Below are 17,124 nucleotides of genomic sequence, written 5' to 3'. Positions count from 1 at the left end.
ACGGGCGCGGCGCGAGAGCCGCTTCCCGCAGCAGCCCGTCGCGTCCCCCCGGTAATTCCCCGCCGCACGCGCCCCAGACCTGCCAGGATGATCCGATGCCCACCTTCCACGACACGCCAGAAGTACTGGACCGGCGCGAGGGCCCGCACGGCGAGGTCGTGCTGCGACGGCACGGCGGCCGGCTGGAGATCATCGCCAACGGCACCTTCCTGATGGACACCTCCGACGGCCGTTCGGAGCGGCTGCTGGTCGACGCGGCGCTGGCCGCCCTGCCCGGCCGCGACCACCCCGACGTGCTGATCGGCGGGCTCGGCGTCGGCTTCTCCCTCGCCCACGCCGCGGCGGACCCGCGCTGGGGACGGATCACGGTGGTGGAGCGCGAGCACGCGATCGTCGAGTGGCACCGCTCCGGCCCGCTCGGGGCCCTGTCCGCCGAGGCCCTCGCCGACCCGCGCACCGACGTCGTCGAAGCGGACCTCGTGGCGCACCTCCATGAGACATCCGCCACGTACGACGCCCTGTGCCTCGACATCGACAACGGGCCCGACTGGACCGTCACGGAGGACAACGGCGCGCTCTACGGGAAGGCCGGACTGGCGGCCTGCACCCGGGTGTTGAGGCCCGGCGGAGTGCTCGCGGTGTGGTCCGCGCAGCCGTCCCCGGAATTCGAGGGAACCTTGCGGAATGCCGGGTTCCAGCAGGTGCGTACCGAAGAGATCCCCGTTGCCCGGGGCGTTCCGGACGTCGTCCACCTCGGCATCCGCCCTGGATAGCAAAGGCGTACCGCATCCCCGTACGCTGCTCCCCGGGCGCCGATCATTCAAGCGTCAATCGCAACCATGCGCAGGCACAGCCAGTCAGAAGGAATCACCCCACTGATTCCGGAAAGCACACCCCAGGGGCGGGCGATGGAGCAGACACACACCTCCCACAACGGTTCGGCGACGGCTGCACCCGGCGCGCAGCGCCGGGTTCTCGTCGTCGAGGACGACGCCACGATCGTGGATGCCATCGCGACCCGTCTGCGAGCCGAGGGATTCCTCGTGCAAACCGCCGGCGACGGTCCGTCCGCGGTCGACACGGCCGAGGCATGGCAGCCCGACCTGCTGATCCTCGACATCATGCTGCCCGGCTTCGACGGCCTGGAGGTCTGCCGTCGCGTGCAGGCCGCCCGCCCGGTGCCGGTGCTGATGCTGACCGCGCGGGACGACGAGACCGACATGCTGGTCGGGCTCGGCGTCGGCGCCGACGACTACATGACCAAGCCGTTCTCGATGCGGGAACTGGCGGCGCGCGTGCACGTGCTGCTGCGCCGGGTGGAACGGGCCGCCATCGCGGCGGCCACCCCCCGCTCCGGCATCCTGCGCCTGGGCGAGCTGGAGATCGACCACGCCCAGCGCCGGGTGCGGGTGCGCAGTGAGGACGTCCACCTGACGCCCACCGAATTCGACCTGCTGGTGTGCCTGGCGAACACCCCCCGCGCGGTCCTCTCGCGCGAGCAGCTGCTGGCCGAGGTCTGGGACTGGGCGGACGCGTCCGGCACCCGCACGGTCGACAGCCACATCAAGGCGCTGCGCCGGAAGATCGGCGCGGAGCGGATCCGCACGGTGCACGGCGTGGGCTACGCCCTGGAGACCCCGACGCCATGAGCCGCGGGCCGGCCGCACGGAGGAACCCCCGGGAGCCGGAGCCCTGGGGCAGGGTGAGCCCGTTCTCGATCAAGACGAAGCTGGGCGCGCTGGTCGTCATCTCGGTCCTGATCACCACGGGTCTGTCGGTGATCGCGGTGCACACCAAGACCGAACTGCGCTTCATCACGGTCTTCTCGATGATCGCCACGCTGCTCATCACGCAGTTCGTGGCCCATTCGCTCACCGCGCCCCTGGACGAGATGACGGCGGTGGCCCGCTCCATCTCCCAGGGCGACTACACCCGCCGCACGCGGGAGAACCGCCGTGACGAGCTCGGCGACCTGGCCGTGACGATCAACGCCATGGCCGACGAGCTTGAGGCGCAGGACAGCCAGCGCAAGGAGCTGGTGGCGAACGTCTCGCACGAGCTGCGCACCCCCATCGCGGGGCTGCGCGCGGTGCTGGAGAACATCGTCGACGGCGTCACGCAGGCCGACCCGGAGACCATGCGCACGGCGCTGAAGCAGACCGAGCGGCTCGGCCGGCTGGTGGAGACGCTGCTGGACCTGTCCCGCCTGGACAACGGCGTGGTGCCGCTGAAGAAGCGGCGGTTCGAGGTGTGGCCGTATCTGTCCGGCGTACTGAAGGAGGCCAACATGGTCGCCTCGGTGCGCGCCGGCATCGCCACCGGCTCGGGCAGCCACACCCGCACGGACGTCCATCTGCACCTCGACGTCCATCCGCCGGAGCTGACCGCGCACGCGGACCCGGAGCGCATCCACCAGGTCGTCGCCAACCTCATCGACAACGCGGTCAAGCACAGTCCGCCGCACGGCCGGGTGACGGTCAAGGCGCGGCGCGGGGCGCTGCCGGAGTCCCTGGAGCTGGAGGTCCTGGACGAGGGCCCCGGCATCCCCAAGTCGGAGTGGCACCGCGTCTTCGAGCGGTTCAACCGCGGCAGCGCCAAGCGCACGCAGGGGCCGGGCAGCGACGGGGGCACGGGGCTGGGGCTGGCGATCGCCCGCTGGGCGGTCGATCTGCACGGCGGCCGGATAGGAGTGGCCGAATCCGAGCGGGGTTGCCGGATTCTTGTCACCCTTCCGGGAGTTACCTCAACGCCAAGTTGACGTAAAGTTCGAACCGGAGTCACAAGATCCACGAGCGTCCGCGCTGACGGACACGTGTGATCAGGCACAGGCCCGCGCCGACGGCGCGCCAGGCCCCGCTCCACCCTTGCCTGCTGTAGCGGAACCACGCTTGTTTCCCGCCATTTCAAGCCCCGAAACACGCTTGAAGATGTGACTTGCACGACGTTGAACGGGCCCGGCCTGACCTTCGCCGTCGGGGAGGCGTAGCCTTGATTCCCGCTGTCCATCATCTTGTGAAGCGGAAGAGGGCGGTTGCCGCCGTGTCGCCACAGTCCCCCAGTAACTCGAGCATCTCGACCGACACCGACCAAGCGGGCAAGAACCCTGCTGCGTCGTTCGGTGCCAACGAGTGGCTCGTCGACGAGATCTATCAGCAGTACCTCCAGGACCCCAATTCGGTAGACCGAGCCTGGTGGGACTTCTTCGCCGACTACAAGCCGGGCGCCGCTGGCGCCCCGGCTCCGGCGGGTACCGCGGCCGCGGGGGCCGCGGGGACCACCACCACCGCTCAGCAGGCGGCCCCGGCCGCTCCCGCCCAGGCCCCCGCGCCCGCGGCCGAGAGGACCGACAAGCCCGCCGCCGCTCCGGCCCCCGCCCAGGCGCAGGCCCCGGCCCAGCCGAAGCCCGCCGCCCAGGCCCCGGCCGCCGCTCCCGCGAAGGCCGCTCCGGCCCCCGCGAAGCCGGCCGCCGCCAAGCAGGCCGCCCCGGCGAAGAAGGCGGAGCCCGCCGCCGGGGCCCCCGCTGGCCCCGAGCAGGTCGTGCTGCGCGGCCCGGCCGCCGCGGTCGCGAAGAACATGAACGCCTCCCTGGAGGTGCCCACGGCCACGTCCGTGCGCGCGGTCCCGGTGAAGCTGCTGTTCGACAACCGCATCGTCATCAACAACCACCTGAAGCGGGCCCGGGGCGGGAAGATCTCCTTCACGCACCTGATCGGCTACGCGATGGTGCAGGCCATCAAGGCCATGCCGTCGATGAACTACTCCTACGCGGAGAAGGACGGCAAGCCGACCCTGGTCAAGCCGGAGCACATCAACTTCGGCCTCGCCATCGACCTGGTCAAGCCCAACGGCGACCGCCAGCTCGTGGTCGCGGGCATCAAGAAGGCCGAGACGCTGAACTTCTTCGAGTTCTGGCAGGCCTACGAGGACATCGTCCGCCGCGCCCGCGACGGCAAGCTGGGCATGGACGACTTCACCGGTGTGACGGTCTCCCTGACCAACCCCGGTGGCCTCGGCACCGTCCACTCCGTGCCGCGCCTGATGCCCGGCCAGTCCGTGATCATGGGCGTCGGCTCCATGGACTACCCCGCGGAGTTCCAGGGCACCTCCCAGGACACCCTGAACAAGCTCGGCATCTCGAAGGTCATGACGCTCACGTCGACCTACGACCACCGGGTCATCCAGGGCGCGGCCTCCGGCGAGTTCCTGCGGATCGTCGCCAACCTCCTCCTCGGCGAGAACGGCTTCTACGACGACGTCTTCGAGGCGCTGCGCATCCCCTACGAGCCGGTCCGCTGGCTCAAGGACATCGACGCCAGCCACGACGACGACGTCACCAAGGCCGCCCGCGTCTTCGAGCTGATCCACTCCTACCGGGTCCGCGGCCACGTCATGGCCGACACCGACCCGCTGGAGTACCAGCAGCGCAAGCACCCCGACCTGGACATCACCGAGCACGGCCTGACGCTCTGGGACCTGGAGCGGGAGTTCGCCGTCGGCGGCTTCGCCGGCAAGTCGATGATGAAGCTGCGCGACATCCTCGGCGTCCTGCGCGACTCGTACTGCCGCACCACCGGCATCGAGTTCATGCACATCCAGGACCCGAAGCAGCGCAAGTGGATCCAGGACCGCGTGGAGCGCCCGCACTCCAAGCCGGAGCGCGAGGAGCAGCTGCGCATCCTGCGCCGGCTGAACGCGGCCGAGGCGTTCGAGACGTTCCTGCAGACCAAGTACGTCGGCCAGAAGCGCTTCTCGCTGGAGGGCGGCGAGTCCGTCATCCCGCTGCTGGACGCGGTCCTCGACAGCGCCGCGGAGTCCCGCCTGGACGAGGTCGTCATCGGCATGGCCCACCGCGGCCGCCTGAACGTCCTGGCGAACATCGTCGGCAAGTCGTACGCCCAGATCTTCCGCGAGTTCGAGGGCAACCTCGACCCGAAGTCGATGCACGGCTCCGGTGACGTGAAGTACCACCTGGGCGCCGAGGGCACCTTCACCGGTCTCGACGGCGAGCAGATCAAGGTCTCCCTAGTCGCGAACCCCTCGCACCTGGAGGCGGTGGACCCGGTCCTGGAGGGCGTCTCGCGCGCCAAGCAGGACATCATCAACAAGGGCGGCACCGACTTCACGGTCCTGCCGGTGGCGATCCACGGCGACGCGGCCTTCGCGGGCCAGGGCGTGGTGGCCGAGACCCTGAACATGTCGCAGCTGCGCGGCTACCGCACCGGCGGCACGGTCCACATCGTCATCAACAACCAGGTCGGCTTCACCGCGGCCCCCGAGTCCTCGCGCTCCTCCATGTACGCGACGGACGTGGCCCGCATGATCGAGGCCCCGATCTTCCACGTGAACGGCGACGACCCGGAGGCCGTGGTCCGCGTCGCGCGGCTCGCCTTCGAGTTCCGCCAGGCGTTCAACAAGGACGTGGTGATCGACCTCATCTGCTACCGCCGCCGCGGTCACAACGAGTCGGACAACCCGGCCTTCACCCAGCCGCTGATGTACGACCTGATCGACAAGAAGCGCTCGGTGCGCAAGCTCTACACCGAGTCCCTGATCGGTCGCGGCGACATCACCCTGGAAGAGGCCGAGCAGGCGCTGCAGGACTACCAGGGCCAGCTGGAGAAGGTCTTCACCGAGGTCCGCGAGGCCACCTCGCAGCCGAACACGGTGGAGACCTCCGACCCGCAGGCCGAGTTCCCGGTCGCCGTGAACACCGCGGTGACCACGGAGGTCGTCAAGCGGATCGCCGAGTCCCAGGTCAACATCCCCGACCACATCACCGTCCACCCGCGTCTGCTGCCGCAGCTGCAGCGCCGGGCGGCGATGGTCGAGGACGGCACCATCGACTGGGGCATGGGCGAGACGCTCGCGATCGGCTCCCTCCTGCTGGAGGGCGTCCCGGTCCGCCTGGCCGGCCAGGACTCGCAGCGCGGTACGTTCGGCCAGCGCCACGCGGTCATCATCGACCGCAGCACGGGCGAGGAGTACACGCCGCTGCAGTACCTCTCCGAGGACCAGGCGCGGCTCAACGTCTACAACTCCCTGCTCTCCGAGTACGCGGCGATGGGCTTCGAGTACGGCTACTCGCTGGCCCGCCCCGAGGCGCTCGTGATGTGGGAGGCGCAGTTCGGCGACTTCGTCAACGGCGCCCAGACGGTCGTGGACGAGTTCATCTCCTCCGCCGAGCAGAAGTGGGCCCAGACCTCCGGTGTCGTCCTGCTGCTGCCGCACGGCTACGAGGGCCAGGGCCCGGACCACTCCTCGGCCCGCCCCGAGCGCTTCCTGCAGATGTGCGCGCAGAACAACATGACGGTCGCCATGCCGACGTCGCCGTCGAACTACTTCCACCTCCTGCGGTGGCAGGTGCACAACCCGCACCACAAGCCGCTGGTGGTCTTCACGCCCAAGTCGATGCTGCGCCTGAAGGCGGCGGCGGCCAAGGCGGAGGAGTTCACGACGGGCCAGTTCCAGCCGGTCATCGGCGACGCCTCGGTCGACCCGGCCGCGGTGAAGAAGGTCGTCTTCTGCGCCGGCAAGGTCTACTACGACCTGGAGGCCGAGCGTCAGAAGCGCGGTGTGACGGACACGGCGATCATCCGCATCGAGCGCCTGTACCCGCTGCCGGGCACCGAGCTCCAGGCGGAGATCAAGAAGTACCCGAACGCCGAGAAGTACCTGTGGGCCCAGGAGGAGCCGGCGAACCAGGGTGCCTGGCCGTTCATCGCGCTCAACCTGATCGACCACCTGGACCTGGCGGTCGGCGCCGAGGTGCCGCACGGCGAGCGCCTGCGCCGCATCTCGCGCCCGCACTCCTCGTCCCCGGCCGTGGGTTCCGCCAAGCGGCACCAGGCCGAGCAGGAGCAGTTGGTGCGTGAGGTGTTCGAGGCGTAGCCCTCGCGCCGCGTCGCACGTCACCGGGCCGCATCCCCGTCGGGGGGTGCGGCCCGGCCGCATATCCTGGACGGCATGTACTTCACGGACCGTGGCATCGAGGAACTGGAGAAGCGGCGCGGCGAGGAGGAAGTCACCTTCGAGTGGCTGGCCGAGCAGCTGCGCACGTTCGTGGACCTCAACCCCGACTTCGAGGTCCCGGTCGAACGCCTGGCGACCTGGCTGGCCCGGCTGGACGACGAGGACGACGAGTAGCGGCCACGACCGGCGACGAAGAGCAGCCCGAGGGTCCGTGAGGCGCCGCCCGCCCCGCCTCGCCGCCCGAGTCCGGCACCGCACCCACGCGCGACGCCCTCCGGGCCCTGTCGCCGCCCGCGACCACCGCCTCAGTCGCGCGGATGGGTGACGGTGTAGGCCAGACCCACCGTGCCGTGCGCGAGGAGCAGTGCGCCGGCCGTGATCCAGCCCCAGCGCCCGCCGTGCCGGCGCAGGCCCCAGACCAGCAGGGGCACGCCCGCCGCCATCTGGGCCAGGGCCGCGGCAGGGGCTCCGGGGGCGCCGGTCCAGGGCAGCAAGGGACCCAGGCGGCTGTGCCCGACGGTTCCGTGCTCCCTCACCGCCTCCCGCAGGCCGGGCCGCTCGACGGGCCGGCTGTCCGGCTGGAGCGCGACGGCTTCGCGGAGGCGGTCGGCGGGCAGGCCGGGCACGAGTTCCGGGGGCATCGAGACGCCCACGCGCGCGAGGACCGCCAGCAGGCCGCGCAGCCGGGCGCGGGCGTCGGCCGCCGCGTCGGGTTCGCTCAGCCGGTCGAGGGCCTGGACGTCCAGGACGGGATCGAGCCCCACCCGGGCGGCGAAGGTCCGCATCGCCTCGTCCTCCCCCGCCGGGACGCCGCTGGAGAGCCAGACGAAGCCGACCGGGCGGCGGAACCCGGACGCCAGCGTGAAACCCGCGTGGTCCGCGTCCCACCACAGCGCGAGAACGGGCCAGGGCGCGCCGACGGCGAGGGCGCCGGCCCAGCCGGTGACCACCCGGTCGACCGGCTCTCCGCCCTCCCGCCAGGGACCGCCCTCGGGGACCAGCACGCTCCATCCCTCCCCCGCGCGCGTGAGTTGCATGGGTTCGCGCAGCAGCGGGGCCACGGCGGCGACGGCCCCGGGCGCCGCCCGGCACAGCAGCAGCGCACCGGAGGCGGGGTCCGCAGGGGCGGCATCCGTCGGCATGGTCACACGTTAGGGCGATTCGCCCGATGATGAGCACTTATGACCACCGCCGGTCCGCAGAACGGGTGTCTTGACTTTGCCTGTCCGCGATATATCGTGAATGCGAGAGGACGCGATATGGCGCGTCGGATCAGGGAGGTCTGCCATGTCCGAGTGGTCCGTCACGGAGCCGGTGAAGCTCGCCTTCGACGAGCCCGTGCGCGATCTTCACGTGCGCCTGGTCAACGGCACGGTGAACGTGGTGGGCACCGACGAGGGTTCCGCCCGGCTGGAGGTCTCCGCAATCGAGGGACCACCCCTGGTGGTCACCCAGCAGGACGGCGTCCTCACCGTGGCGTACGAGGACCTGCCCTGGAAGGGCTTCCTGAAGTGGCTGGACCGCAAGGGCTGGCAGCGCAGCGCGGTGGTCTCCCTGGCCGTCCCGGCGGGCACCCGCGTCGAGGTGGGGGTGGTCGGCGCGGCGGCGGTGATCTCCGGCATCCGGGGCCCGTCGGTGGTCAGGGGCGTCACCGGCGACACGACGCTGGTGGGCCTGTCCGGCCCGGTCCGCGCCGACACGGTCTCCGGCAGCCTGGAGGCGCAGGACGTGACGGGCGAGCTCCGGTTCCAATCCGTCTCCGGCGACCTCACCGTGGTCGAGGGTTCCGGCCCCTCCGTGCGGGCCGACTCGGTCAGCGGCTCCATGATCGTCGACCTCGACCCGGACGGCCCGACGGATGTCCGGCTGACCAGCGTCTCGGGCGAGATCGCCATGCGCCTGCCGTACCCGGCGGACGCGGAGGTCGAGGCGAACACGGCCAGCGGTGCCATCTCCAACGCCTTCGAGGGCCTGCGGGTCTACGGGCAGTGGGGCGCGCACAAGATCGCCGGGAGGCTCGGCGCGGGCACCGGCCGGCTGCGGGCGACCACCGTCTCCGGCTCCATCGCCCTGCTGCGCCGCCCGGCCCGGGAGGACGAGGACACCGGCCCCGCCGACGCCCGGCCCGGCACCCCGTCCGCCGACCCGCGGGGCGGCCCGCCCGACGGCTCGGGAGACAATTCCGTCTCCGGCCGGGACACCGGCGCCGACGGCGCCCCGGCCGACGGCTCGACCGACAAGAAGGTGCTCTGACATGCCTCCCGTCTTCGCCCACGGCCGCCTCCGCCTCTACCTGCTGAAGCTGCTCGACGAGGCCCCGCGCCACGGCTACGAGGTGATCCGCCTCCTCGAGGAGCGCTTCCAGGGGCTGTACGCGCCGTCGGCGGGCACGGTGTACCCCCGGCTGGCCAAGCTGGAGGCCGAGGGCCTGGTCACCCACACCACCGAGGGCGGCCGCAAGGTCTACTCGATCACGGACGCGGGCCGCGCCGAACTGGCCGACCGCAGCGGTGAACTCGCCGATCTGGAGCTGGAGATCCGCGAGTCGGTCGCGGAGCTGGCCGCCGAGATCCAGGCCGACGTGCGCGGAGCCGCGGGGGACCTGCGCCGCGAGATGCGCGCGGCGGCGACGGAGGCCCGCCGGGGCCCCTCCGGCAGCGGGGCGGAGGGCGGCGCCTCCCCCGGCGACGCCCCGCCCTTCGGCGACAAGGAGGCCTGGCGCATCGCCAAGGAGGAGATGCGCCGCGCCCGGCAGGAGTGGAAGGAGCAGGCCCGGCGCGCCAAGGACGAGAGCCGCCGGGCCCGCGAGGACGCCCAGCGGGCCCGCCGCCAGGCGAAGGAGGCCCAGGAGCAGGCACGCGCCCAGGCCCAGGAGCAGATGCAGCGCATCACCCGCCGGGTCCAGGAGCAGGTGCAGGACCGCTTCGCCCGCGGCGACTGGCCCGCGGGACTGCGCGAGGGCCTGAGCGAACTGGTCAAGGAGATGGGCGAGTTCGGCAAGGACTACGGCAAGGACTTCGGCTTCGACTGGTCCGGCACGGGCCGGACGGGCCCGACGGCCCCGGACCCGACGCCCGCACCCTCCGCACAGTCCGCACCCTCCGCGGAGGACTTCCCGGCCGCCTACGAGCCGGCCTGGGCCCATGAGGACACCGCGGACTCCACCGGTGACCCGGCCCGGGACCTGGACCGGCTGCTGGACCGTTTCCGGGACGACATCCGGGACGCCGCCCGGGACAACGGCGTGACTCCCGACCAGTTGCGGGACGCCCGCCGCCACCTGTCGACGGCGGCGGCCCACATAGGGGCGCTCCTGCGCACCCCGAAGAAGTAGCCACCCGACGCCCGGCAGAAGGCCACCAGCGCCCGCCGCCCGATGCCCGCCGCCCGGATCCCACCACCACCGCCACCGGCGACTGTCGCCCGGCGCCCGCCGGTCAGCCGGCCTTGGCCTCGCCACCCGGTCCGTACAGCACCCGCACCAGGGACTCGTACGTCACCCCGTGGTCGGCGAGGACCTCGGCCGGCACGCCGGGCCGGGCGGTCAGGGCCAGCAGGATGTGCTCGTCGCCGATGTGCCGGTCGCGCTGGGCCAGGGCGGCCCGCAGGGAGCGTTCGAGCACGTCCTTGGCGCCCCGCCCGAAGGAGGGGCGCCCGGCGGACCACCAGCGCTTGTCCTTGGTGTCACCGGACATCGCCCCGACGCCGTGCAGGTCCTCCACCCGGGCGACGATCTCCGTCACGTCGATCCCCAGCCCGGCGAGTGCGTCGCTCTCGGCCCGGGACAGCCCGGCCCGCCGCCGCGCCTGTCTCAGCGCCTCGCGCACGGGCTCCCGGTCCTCCCCGAGGCCCAGCGCCGCGAGCGCGAACGACCCGCGACTGCCCTGCCGGTCGAGCAGGGCCAGCAGCAGATGCTCCGGCCCCACGCTCCGCCCGCCCTCCACATGGGCGAAGGCGCCCTTCACCACGTCCCGTGCGTCCTTGGTGAACCGCTCGAACATCAATGCCTCCCGTACTTCTTGTGCACGGCCTGCCTGCTCACGCCGAGCTCGGTGGCGATCTCCTGCCACGACCAGCCCTGGTGGCGCGCGTTGCGCACCTGCACGGCCTCCAACTGCTCCAGCAGCCGGCGCAGGGCGGCGACGGCCCGCAGGCCGATCCGCGGGTCCCGGTCGCCGGCCCGCTCGGCCAGATCGGTTGCTTCGGTCATGACGTCAACTTACGTTGACATCGCCCGACCCGTCAACCCCGGTTGACATGCGAAACGGCCGGCCCGTTCCCGGGCCGGCCGTCGAGCAGCGCGCCTGCGCGCAGGTGTCGCTCAGGGGTTGGTCAGCACGACCTTTCCGAACTGCTCACCCGCGGCCAGCCGCTCGAAGCCCTCACGGGCGCGGTCCAGGGGAAGCACCTCGTCGATGACGGGCCGCACACCCGTGGCGGCGCAGAAGGACAGCAGGTCCTCCAGCTCGTCCTTGGTGCCCATCGTGGAGCCGACGACCTTCAGCTCCAGGAAGAAGATCCGCGTCAGTTCGGCGTGCGGGGGCCGGTCGCCGCTCGTGGCCCCGGAGATGACGAGGGTGCCCCCCGGCCTCAGCGACTTCACCGAGTGCGACCAGGTGGCGGCGCCCACCGTCTCGATCACGGCGTCGACCCGCTGGGGCAGCCGCGCGCCCGACTCCAGCGCCTCCACGGCCCCCAGCTCCAGGGCCCGCTTGCGCCGGGCCTCGTCCCGGCTGGTGGCGAACACCTTCAGGCCGGCGGCCTTGCCCAGCACGATGGCGGCCGTGGCGACACCGCCGCCGGCGCCCTGCACGAGCACGGAGTCGCCGGGCCGGACGCCCGCGTTGGTGAACAGCATCCGATAGGCGGTCAGCCAGGCCGTCGGCAGACAGGCGGCCTCCTCGAAGGAGAGCCCCTTCGGCTTCGGCAGGATGTTCCAGGTCGGCACGGAGACCTGCTCGGCGAACGTCCCCTGGTAGCGCTCGGTGAGGATGGAACGGGGCTCCTTCGGGCCGACCCCGTGCCCGCTCTGTCCGATGACGGAGTGCAGGACGACCTCGTTGCCGTCCTCGTCGACACCGGCGGCGTCGCAGCCGAGGATCATCGGCAGTTTGTCCTCGGCGAGGCCCACCCCGCGCAGGGACCAGAGGTCGTGGTGGTTGAGGGAGGCGGCCTTGACGGTGACGGTGCTCCAGCCGGGACGGGCCTCGGGGGCCGGACGCTCCCCCAACTCCAGGCCGGAGAGCGGCTGGTCGCGGTCGATTCGGGCGGCGTAGACGGCGAACATGACCTTGACGATAGGTTCCCCGCCGCGGTGAAGGAACCACGTGCCCCTGTGAGACACACCCTCTTGCCAGGAGGGCCTGGGCGGTGTCCCGGAGCCGCCGCGGCGGGACCCGCACGCGCCGCCCGTGAAGGTGCGGGGTTCCCGGGTCCGCAGCGGCCGGACGCCGACGGGACAGGGCCGGGCCGGCGCACCACCGGCCCGCTCCACCCGTTCAGCCGTACCGCCCGGCAAAGAAATGACCCCGTCCGCATCCGGACGGGGTCACCTCACGGCACGGTCGGCGCTGTCAGCGCCGGGCCACGCCCTCCGCCCGGGCCGCCGCCGCGACCGCCGCGGTCACGGCCGGCGCGACGCGCTCGTCGAAGGGCGACGGGATCACGTAGTCGGGGGCGAGGTCGTCCCCGACCACGGCGGCCAGCGCCTCGGCGGCGGCCAGCTTCATCCCCTCGGTGATCCGGGACGCGCGCACCTGCAGGGCGCCCGCGAAGATCCCCGGGAACGCGAGGACGTTGTTGATCTGGTTCGGGAAGTCCGACCGCCCGGTGGCGACGACCGCCGCGTACTTGTGCGCGACCTCGGGGTGGACTTCGGGGTTCGGGTTGGCCATGGCGAAGACGAAGGCGCCCTCGGCCATCGTGGCGACCGCGGACTCCGGGACGGTCCCGCCGGAGACGCCGATGAAGACGTCCGCACCGGCCAGCGCCGACTCCAGCGACCCGGTGAGCCCGGCCTTGTTCGTGAACCCGGCCAGCTCCCGCTTCACCGCGGTGAGGTCCTCGCGGTCCGCCGACACGACGCCCTTGCGGTCGGCCACCGCGACGTCCCCGATGCCGGCCTCGACCAGCATCTTCGCGATCGCGACACCGGCCGCGCCGGCGCCGGAGATGACGGCCCGCAGGTCGCCCACCGCCCGCCCGCTCAGCCGCGCGGCGTTGCGCAGGGCGGCGAGGGTCACGACCGCCGTGCCGTGCTGGTCGTCGTGGAAGACCGGGATGTCCAGCCGCTCCTGCAGCTTCCGCTCGATCTCGAAGCACCGGGGCGCCGAGATGTCCTCCAGGTTGACTCCGCCGAACGAGGGCGCGAGCCGCACCACCGTCTCGACGATCTCGTCGACGTCCGTGCAGTTCAGCGCGATCGGAACGGCGTCCACACCGCCGAACTGCTTGAACAGGATGGCCTTGCCCTCCATCACCGGGAGGGAGGCCTCGGGCCCGATGTCACCGAGCCCCAGAACGGCCGTACCGTCCGTCACGACGGCCACGACCGACGACTTCCACGTGTAGTCGTGCACGAGCTCCGGCTGCTCCGCGATCGCGCTGCACACCTTCGCGACGCCGGGCGTGTACGCCAGGGACAGGTCGTCCTTGTCGCGGACCGGCACCGTGGCCTGCACGGCCATCTTGCCGCCGCGGTGCAGCGCGAACGCCGGATCGAAGGAGTCGAGGGGCTCCGCACCGCCCTCGGGATCCGTATCGCCGGTCTTGCTCTCGCTGCGAGGATTGACGATCTCCGCTGCCACTTTCTTTTACCCCTTAAATCTTCATTGGTTTGAGGGTTGCCACTCCTGGTGAGGGGTGGGCGGGACCGCGTACCGCCGTGGTGGTGCTCTGTACGTGTGACGTACGGGCGCGCACGCGACGGGCGCGCCGCACACGCGCCCTGAGCCCCGGATGAGGGGTGTAAAGACCCTTCTTACCGGACGGAAGGCATCTGGGACGAGTCCATAACGCCAAGGTCACATGACGGTGCCCTGACTCTTCGTCCAATATCGGTACAAGGCCTGGACGAACCGTGGAGAACCACTCAAGCAGCGGCGAAGCACTCGGGCCCCGTCTCGAAATCCGGGGATGAACCGAAGATCTTCCGGCCGGAACGAAAGATTCCCATAGAAGGTCCGGCCGTGATGTACCGGAGTGGTGCGGTTCGGGGATCGCCCGTTATCCGATTTTGACATGGCTGGCCCCCAGAATGGCGCAGTCCGAATGGCAAGATGCCGTAATCACACGAGGTCGCGACACTCGAAGACGTGTGCTCCCGTCGACCTGCGGCTCTGCCGGCACCGTCGGCAGCGCACGCGCCGCCGATCCCATCGGCGGCGCACAGCCCCATCGGCAACTCCACCCATCCGCCGGAGGAACCCACCATGACCGCAAGCTCCACCCGTCGTACGACCGCCGCCCGCTCCCGGCTAGCAGCGGTCGGTGCGATCGCGGTCGCAGGCGCGCTGATGCTCACCGGATGCGGTGACCAGACCAAGGACACCGGCTCGGAGAGCGACACCGCCTCCACCGCCCCGCTCGCCGGCAAGCTGCCCCAGGCCATCCGCGACAAGGGCGTCATCAAGGTCGGTTCGGACATCGCCTACGCCCCGGTCGAGTTCAAGGACAGCTCCGGCAAGGTCGTCGGCATCGACCCGGACATCGCCGCCGCCATGGGCAAGCAGCTCGGTGTCGACTTCCAGTTCGAGAACGGCACCTTCGACACGCTGATCACGGGTCTGCGCTCGAAGCGGTACGACATCGCCATGTCCGCGATGACCGACACCAAGGACCGGCAGGAGGGCATCGACTCCGACACCGGCAAGAAGGTCGGCGAGGGCGTCGACTTCGTCGACTACTTCACCGCCGGTGTGTCGATCTACACCAAGAAGGGCGACGACCAGGGCATCAAGAGCTGGTCGGACCTGTGCGGCAAGAAGATCGTGCTGCAGCGCGGCACGGTCTCCGAGGACCTCGCCAAGGCGGAGTCGAAGAAGTGCCCGGCCGGCAAGAAGATCGCCATCGAGGCCTTCGACAACGACCAGCAGGCCCAGACCCGTCTGCGCGCGGGCGGCGCCGCCGCCGGCTCGTCCGACTTCCCGGTCGCCGCGTACGCCGTGAAGACCTCCGGCGGCGGCAAGGACTTCCAGCTGGTCGGCGAGCAGGTCGAGGCCGCTCCGTACGGCATCGCGGTCGCCAAGAACCAGACGGAGCTGCGTGACGCGCTCAAGGCCGCCCTCGACGCCATCATCGAGAACGGCGAGTACGAGAAGATCCTCAAGAAGTGGGGCGTCACGGACGGCTCCGTCGACGAGGCCACGATCAACGGCGGCAAGTGACCGCGACGCAGCGGCACTGAAAGGCACTACCCGTGACTGTTGACATCGAGAAGACGGCGGGCGACACGCCCCCGGCCGGACCGGAGGCCATCAAGGCCATCCCGGTCCGGCACTACGGGCGGTACATCTCCGCCGTCGTCGCCGTCGCCCTGCTGGGCGGCATCGTCTACGCGTTCGCCCAGGGCAAGATCAACTGGGGTGCGATCCCGGACTACTTCTTCGACGACCGCATCCTGGACGGCGTCGGCAAGACGCTGCTGCTGACCGTGCTGTCCATGGCGATCGGCATCGTCGGCGGCGTCCTGCTCGCCGTGATGCGCCTGTCGAAGAACCCGGTGACCTCGTCGATCGCGTGGTTCTACATCTGGTTCTTCCGCGGCACCCCGGTCCTGGTCCAGCTGATCGTCTGGTTCAACCTGGGCCTGGTCTTCGAGTACATCAACCTCGGGCCGTTCTACAAGGACGAGTGGTCGGACTTCATGACCCCGTTCCTGACGGCGCTGCTGGGCCTCGGCCTGAACGAGGCCGCGTACATGGCGGAGATCTGCCGTGCCGGTCTGCTCTCGGTCGACGAGGGCCAGACCGAGGCGTCGCACGCGCTCGGCATGAGCCACTCCAAGACGCTGCGCCGCATCGTCATCCCGCAGGCGATGCGCGTGATCGTGCCGCCGACGGGCAACGAGGTCATCAACATGCTGAAGACGACCTCGCTGGTCTCGGTCGTCCAGTATCCCGAGCTGCTGCGCGCCGCCCAGGACATCGGCCAGACCTCCGGCGCCCCCGCCGAGATGCTGTTCCTGGCCGCGGCCTGGTACCTGCTGCTGACCTCGATCTTCAGCGTCGGCCAGTACTACCTGGAGCGCTACTACGCCCGCGGTTCGAGCCGGGCGCTCCCGGCCACGCCGTTCCAGAAGATCAAGGCCAACGTGCTGTCCCTGTCCAACCGCTCGTCGACGACGGGAGGCACCGCATGACCGCCATGGTGAAGGCCGAGGGCGTCCACAAGTCCTTCGGTCCGGTCGAGGTGCTCAAGGGCATCGACCTGGAGGTGAAGACCGGCGAGGTGTTCTGCCTCATCGGCCCCTCCGGCTCCGGCAAGTCGACGTTCCTGAGGTGCATCAACCACCTCGAGAAGATCAACGCCGGCCGCCTCTACGTCGACGGCGAGCTGGTGGGCTACCGCCAGAAGGGCGACAAGCTCTACGAGCTGAAGGACAGCGAGGTCGCGCTGAAGCGCCGGGACATCGGCATGGTCTTCCAGCGCTTCAACCTGTTCCCGCACATGACGGCCGTGGAGAACGTCATGGAGGCGCCGGTCCAGGTCAAGGGCGTGAACAAGGGCCAGGCGCGGCAGCGCGCGCTGGAGCTGCTGGACCGGGTGGGCCTGGCCGACAAGGCGGGCAACTACCCCTCCCAGCTCTCCGGCGGCCAGCAGCAGCGCGTCGCCATCGCCCGTGCCCTGGCCATGGACCCGAAGCTGATGCTGTTCGACGAGCCGACCTCGGCGCTCGACCCGGAGCTGGTGGGTGACGTCCTGGACGTCATGCGCGACCTGGCCGAGTCCGGCATGACGATGGTCGTCGTCACCCACGAGATGGGCTTCGCCCGCGAGGTGGGCGACAGCCTGGTCTTCATGGACGGCGGCGTGGTGGTCGAGGCGGGCAACCCGCGCGAGGTGCTCACCAACCCGCAGCACGAGCGGACGAAGTCCTTCCTGTCCAAGGTGCTCTGACGGTTCGCACAGCGAAGGGGCGGTACGGAGTCTCCGTAC

The 17,124-nt window shown here is 70.9% G+C and carries 15 protein-coding genes; 10 read left to right on the top strand and 5 right to left on the bottom strand.

All coding sequences use genetic code 11. The features are described 5' to 3' along the window. Nucleotides 1-95: 95 nt before the first annotated feature. The 5 genes from ACFYWG_RS19100 to ACFYWG_RS19080 all read left to right on the top strand — a co-directional run bounded on the left by ACFYWG_RS19100 (nucleotide 96) and on the right by ACFYWG_RS19080 (nucleotide 7,143). Nucleotides 96-773, top strand: a complete 678-nt coding sequence (locus ACFYWG_RS19100) for a spermidine synthase (protein ID WP_383501032.1) — start codon at nucleotides 96-98, stop codon at nucleotides 771-773. 135 nt (nucleotides 774-908) lie between these two features. Beyond that, nucleotides 909-1,649 carry a response regulator transcription factor gene (locus ACFYWG_RS19095; protein WP_333933999.1) on the top strand — a complete coding sequence of 247 codons (741 nt, stop codon included), beginning with the start codon at nucleotides 909-911 and terminating at the stop codon, nucleotides 1,647-1,649. Next, complete coding sequence (locus ACFYWG_RS19090) at nucleotides 1,646-2,758, top strand: sensor histidine kinase (protein ID WP_383501029.1); 1,113 nt, start codon at nucleotides 1,646-1,648, stop codon at nucleotides 2,756-2,758. The genes ACFYWG_RS19095 and ACFYWG_RS19090 overlap by 4 nt, the downstream gene beginning before the upstream one ends. Nucleotides 2,759-3,039: 281 nt before the next feature. Then, a complete protein-coding gene (locus ACFYWG_RS19085) occupies nucleotides 3,040-6,888 on the top strand; it encodes a multifunctional oxoglutarate decarboxylase/oxoglutarate dehydrogenase thiamine pyrophosphate-binding subunit/dihydrolipoyllysine-residue succinyltransferase subunit (protein ID WP_389202367.1) in 3,849 nt (1,282 codons plus the stop codon). Nucleotides 6,889-6,963: 75 nt separating this feature from the next. Continuing rightward, nucleotides 6,964-7,143 carry a DUF6104 family protein gene (locus ACFYWG_RS19080; protein WP_003992906.1) on the top strand — a complete coding sequence of 60 codons (180 nt, stop codon included), beginning with the start codon at nucleotides 6,964-6,966 and terminating at the stop codon, nucleotides 7,141-7,143. Nucleotides 7,144-7,274: 131 nt separating this feature from the next. On the opposite strand, the gene ACFYWG_RS19075 is transcribed toward ACFYWG_RS19080, so the two are convergent. Next, a complete protein-coding gene (locus ACFYWG_RS19075) occupies nucleotides 7,275-8,111 on the bottom strand; it encodes a hypothetical protein (protein ID WP_389202365.1) in 837 nt (278 codons plus the stop codon). 145 nt (nucleotides 8,112-8,256) lie between these two features. On the opposite strand from ACFYWG_RS19075, the gene ACFYWG_RS19070 reads away from it, so the two are divergent. Both ACFYWG_RS19070 and ACFYWG_RS19065 read left to right on the top strand, forming a co-directional pair. Then, on the top strand, nucleotides 8,257-9,222 hold the full coding sequence (locus ACFYWG_RS19070; protein WP_389202363.1) for a DUF4097 domain-containing protein: 966 nt from the start codon (nucleotides 8,257-8,259) through the stop codon (nucleotides 9,220-9,222). Nucleotide 9,223: 1 nt separating this feature from the next. Further along, nucleotides 9,224-10,303: a helix-turn-helix transcriptional regulator gene (locus ACFYWG_RS19065; RefSeq protein ID WP_383501019.1), complete on the top strand. Its 1,080-nt coding sequence runs from the start codon at nucleotides 9,224-9,226 to the stop codon at nucleotides 10,301-10,303. A gap of 103 nt (nucleotides 10,304-10,406) precedes the next feature. Here the strand turns inward: ACFYWG_RS19065 and ACFYWG_RS19060 are convergent, their stop codons facing one another. The 4 genes from ACFYWG_RS19060 to ACFYWG_RS19045 all read right to left on the bottom strand — a co-directional run bounded on the left by ACFYWG_RS19060 (nucleotide 10,407) and on the right by ACFYWG_RS19045 (nucleotide 13,775). Beyond that, the gene (locus tag ACFYWG_RS19060) at nucleotides 10,407-10,970 is read right to left on the bottom strand and encodes a Clp protease N-terminal domain-containing protein (RefSeq protein ID WP_389202360.1); all 564 of its coding nucleotides are present in this window, start codon (nucleotides 10,968-10,970) and stop codon (nucleotides 10,407-10,409) included. Next, complete coding sequence (locus ACFYWG_RS19055) at nucleotides 10,970-11,179, bottom strand: helix-turn-helix domain-containing protein (RefSeq protein ID WP_376328647.1); 210 nt, start codon at nucleotides 11,177-11,179, stop codon at nucleotides 10,970-10,972. The genes ACFYWG_RS19060 and ACFYWG_RS19055 overlap by 1 nt, the downstream gene beginning before the upstream one ends. A gap of 111 nt (nucleotides 11,180-11,290) precedes the next feature. After that, nucleotides 11,291-12,256, bottom strand: a complete 966-nt coding sequence (locus ACFYWG_RS19050) for a zinc-binding dehydrogenase (protein WP_385416602.1) — start codon at nucleotides 12,254-12,256, stop codon at nucleotides 11,291-11,293. 286 nt (nucleotides 12,257-12,542) lie between these two features. Further along, a complete protein-coding gene (locus ACFYWG_RS19045; protein ID WP_376328651.1) occupies nucleotides 12,543-13,775 on the bottom strand; it encodes an NADP-dependent malic enzyme in 1,233 nt (410 codons plus the stop codon). Between the two features lie 624 nt (nucleotides 13,776-14,399). On the opposite strand from ACFYWG_RS19045, the gene ACFYWG_RS19040 reads away from it, so the two are divergent. From ACFYWG_RS19040 to ACFYWG_RS19030, 3 genes are read left to right on the top strand one after another with little or no spacing between them, the layout of a single operon-like run. Next, nucleotides 14,400-15,353: an ABC transporter substrate-binding protein gene (locus tag ACFYWG_RS19040; protein ID WP_383501007.1), complete on the top strand. Its 954-nt coding sequence runs from the start codon at nucleotides 14,400-14,402 to the stop codon at nucleotides 15,351-15,353. A 32-nt stretch (nucleotides 15,354-15,385) separates the two neighbouring features. Then, nucleotides 15,386-16,327, top strand: a complete 942-nt coding sequence (locus tag ACFYWG_RS19035) for an amino acid ABC transporter permease (protein ID WP_376328655.1) — start codon at nucleotides 15,386-15,388, stop codon at nucleotides 16,325-16,327. Then, complete coding sequence (locus ACFYWG_RS19030; RefSeq protein ID WP_376328658.1) at nucleotides 16,324-17,085, top strand: amino acid ABC transporter ATP-binding protein; 762 nt, start codon at nucleotides 16,324-16,326, stop codon at nucleotides 17,083-17,085. The genes ACFYWG_RS19035 and ACFYWG_RS19030 overlap by 4 nt, the downstream gene beginning before the upstream one ends. The last annotated feature ends 39 nt before the right edge of the window (nucleotides 17,086-17,124 follow it).

The sequence above is a fragment of the Streptomyces sp. NPDC003456 genome, assembly GCF_042878735.1.
Lineage (GTDB): Bacteria > Actinomycetota > Actinomycetes > Streptomycetales > Streptomycetaceae > Streptomyces.
This window is presented reverse-complemented; position numbering and strand designations above follow the sequence as displayed.

Excerpts from the sequence above, each read along its gene's own strand:
- ACFYWG_RS19065 (WP_383501019.1), top strand. The coding sequence starts at position 9,224 with ATGCCTCCCGTCTTCGCCCACGGCCGCCTCCGCCTCTACCTGCTGAAG.
- ACFYWG_RS19040 (WP_383501007.1), top strand. The coding sequence starts at position 14,400 with ATGACCGCAAGCTCCACCCGTCGTACGACCGCCGCCCGCTCCCGGCTA.
- ACFYWG_RS19095 (WP_333933999.1), top strand. The coding sequence starts at position 909 with ATGGAGCAGACACACACCTCCCACAACGGTTCGGCGACGGCTGCACCC.
- ACFYWG_RS19060 (WP_389202360.1), bottom strand. The coding sequence starts at position 10,970 with ATGTTCGAGCGGTTCACCAAGGACGCACGGGACGTGGTGAAGGGCGCC.
- ACFYWG_RS19080 (WP_003992906.1), top strand. The coding sequence starts at position 6,964 with ATGTACTTCACGGACCGTGGCATCGAGGAACTGGAGAAGCGGCGCGGC.
- ACFYWG_RS19030 (WP_376328658.1), top strand. The coding sequence starts at position 16,324 with ATGACCGCCATGGTGAAGGCCGAGGGCGTCCACAAGTCCTTCGGTCCG.
- ACFYWG_RS19050 (WP_385416602.1), bottom strand. The coding sequence starts at position 12,256 with ATGTTCGCCGTCTACGCCGCCCGAATCGACCGCGACCAGCCGCTCTCC.
- ACFYWG_RS19055 (WP_376328647.1), bottom strand. The coding sequence starts at position 11,179 with ATGACCGAAGCAACCGATCTGGCCGAGCGGGCCGGCGACCGGGACCCG.
- ACFYWG_RS19075 (WP_389202365.1), bottom strand. The coding sequence starts at position 8,111 with ATGCCGACGGATGCCGCCCCTGCGGACCCCGCCTCCGGTGCGCTGCTG.
- ACFYWG_RS19090 (WP_383501029.1), top strand. The coding sequence starts at position 1,646 with ATGAGCCGCGGGCCGGCCGCACGGAGGAACCCCCGGGAGCCGGAGCCC.
- ACFYWG_RS19070 (WP_389202363.1), top strand. The coding sequence starts at position 8,257 with ATGTCCGAGTGGTCCGTCACGGAGCCGGTGAAGCTCGCCTTCGACGAG.
- ACFYWG_RS19100 (WP_383501032.1), top strand. The coding sequence starts at position 96 with ATGCCCACCTTCCACGACACGCCAGAAGTACTGGACCGGCGCGAGGGC.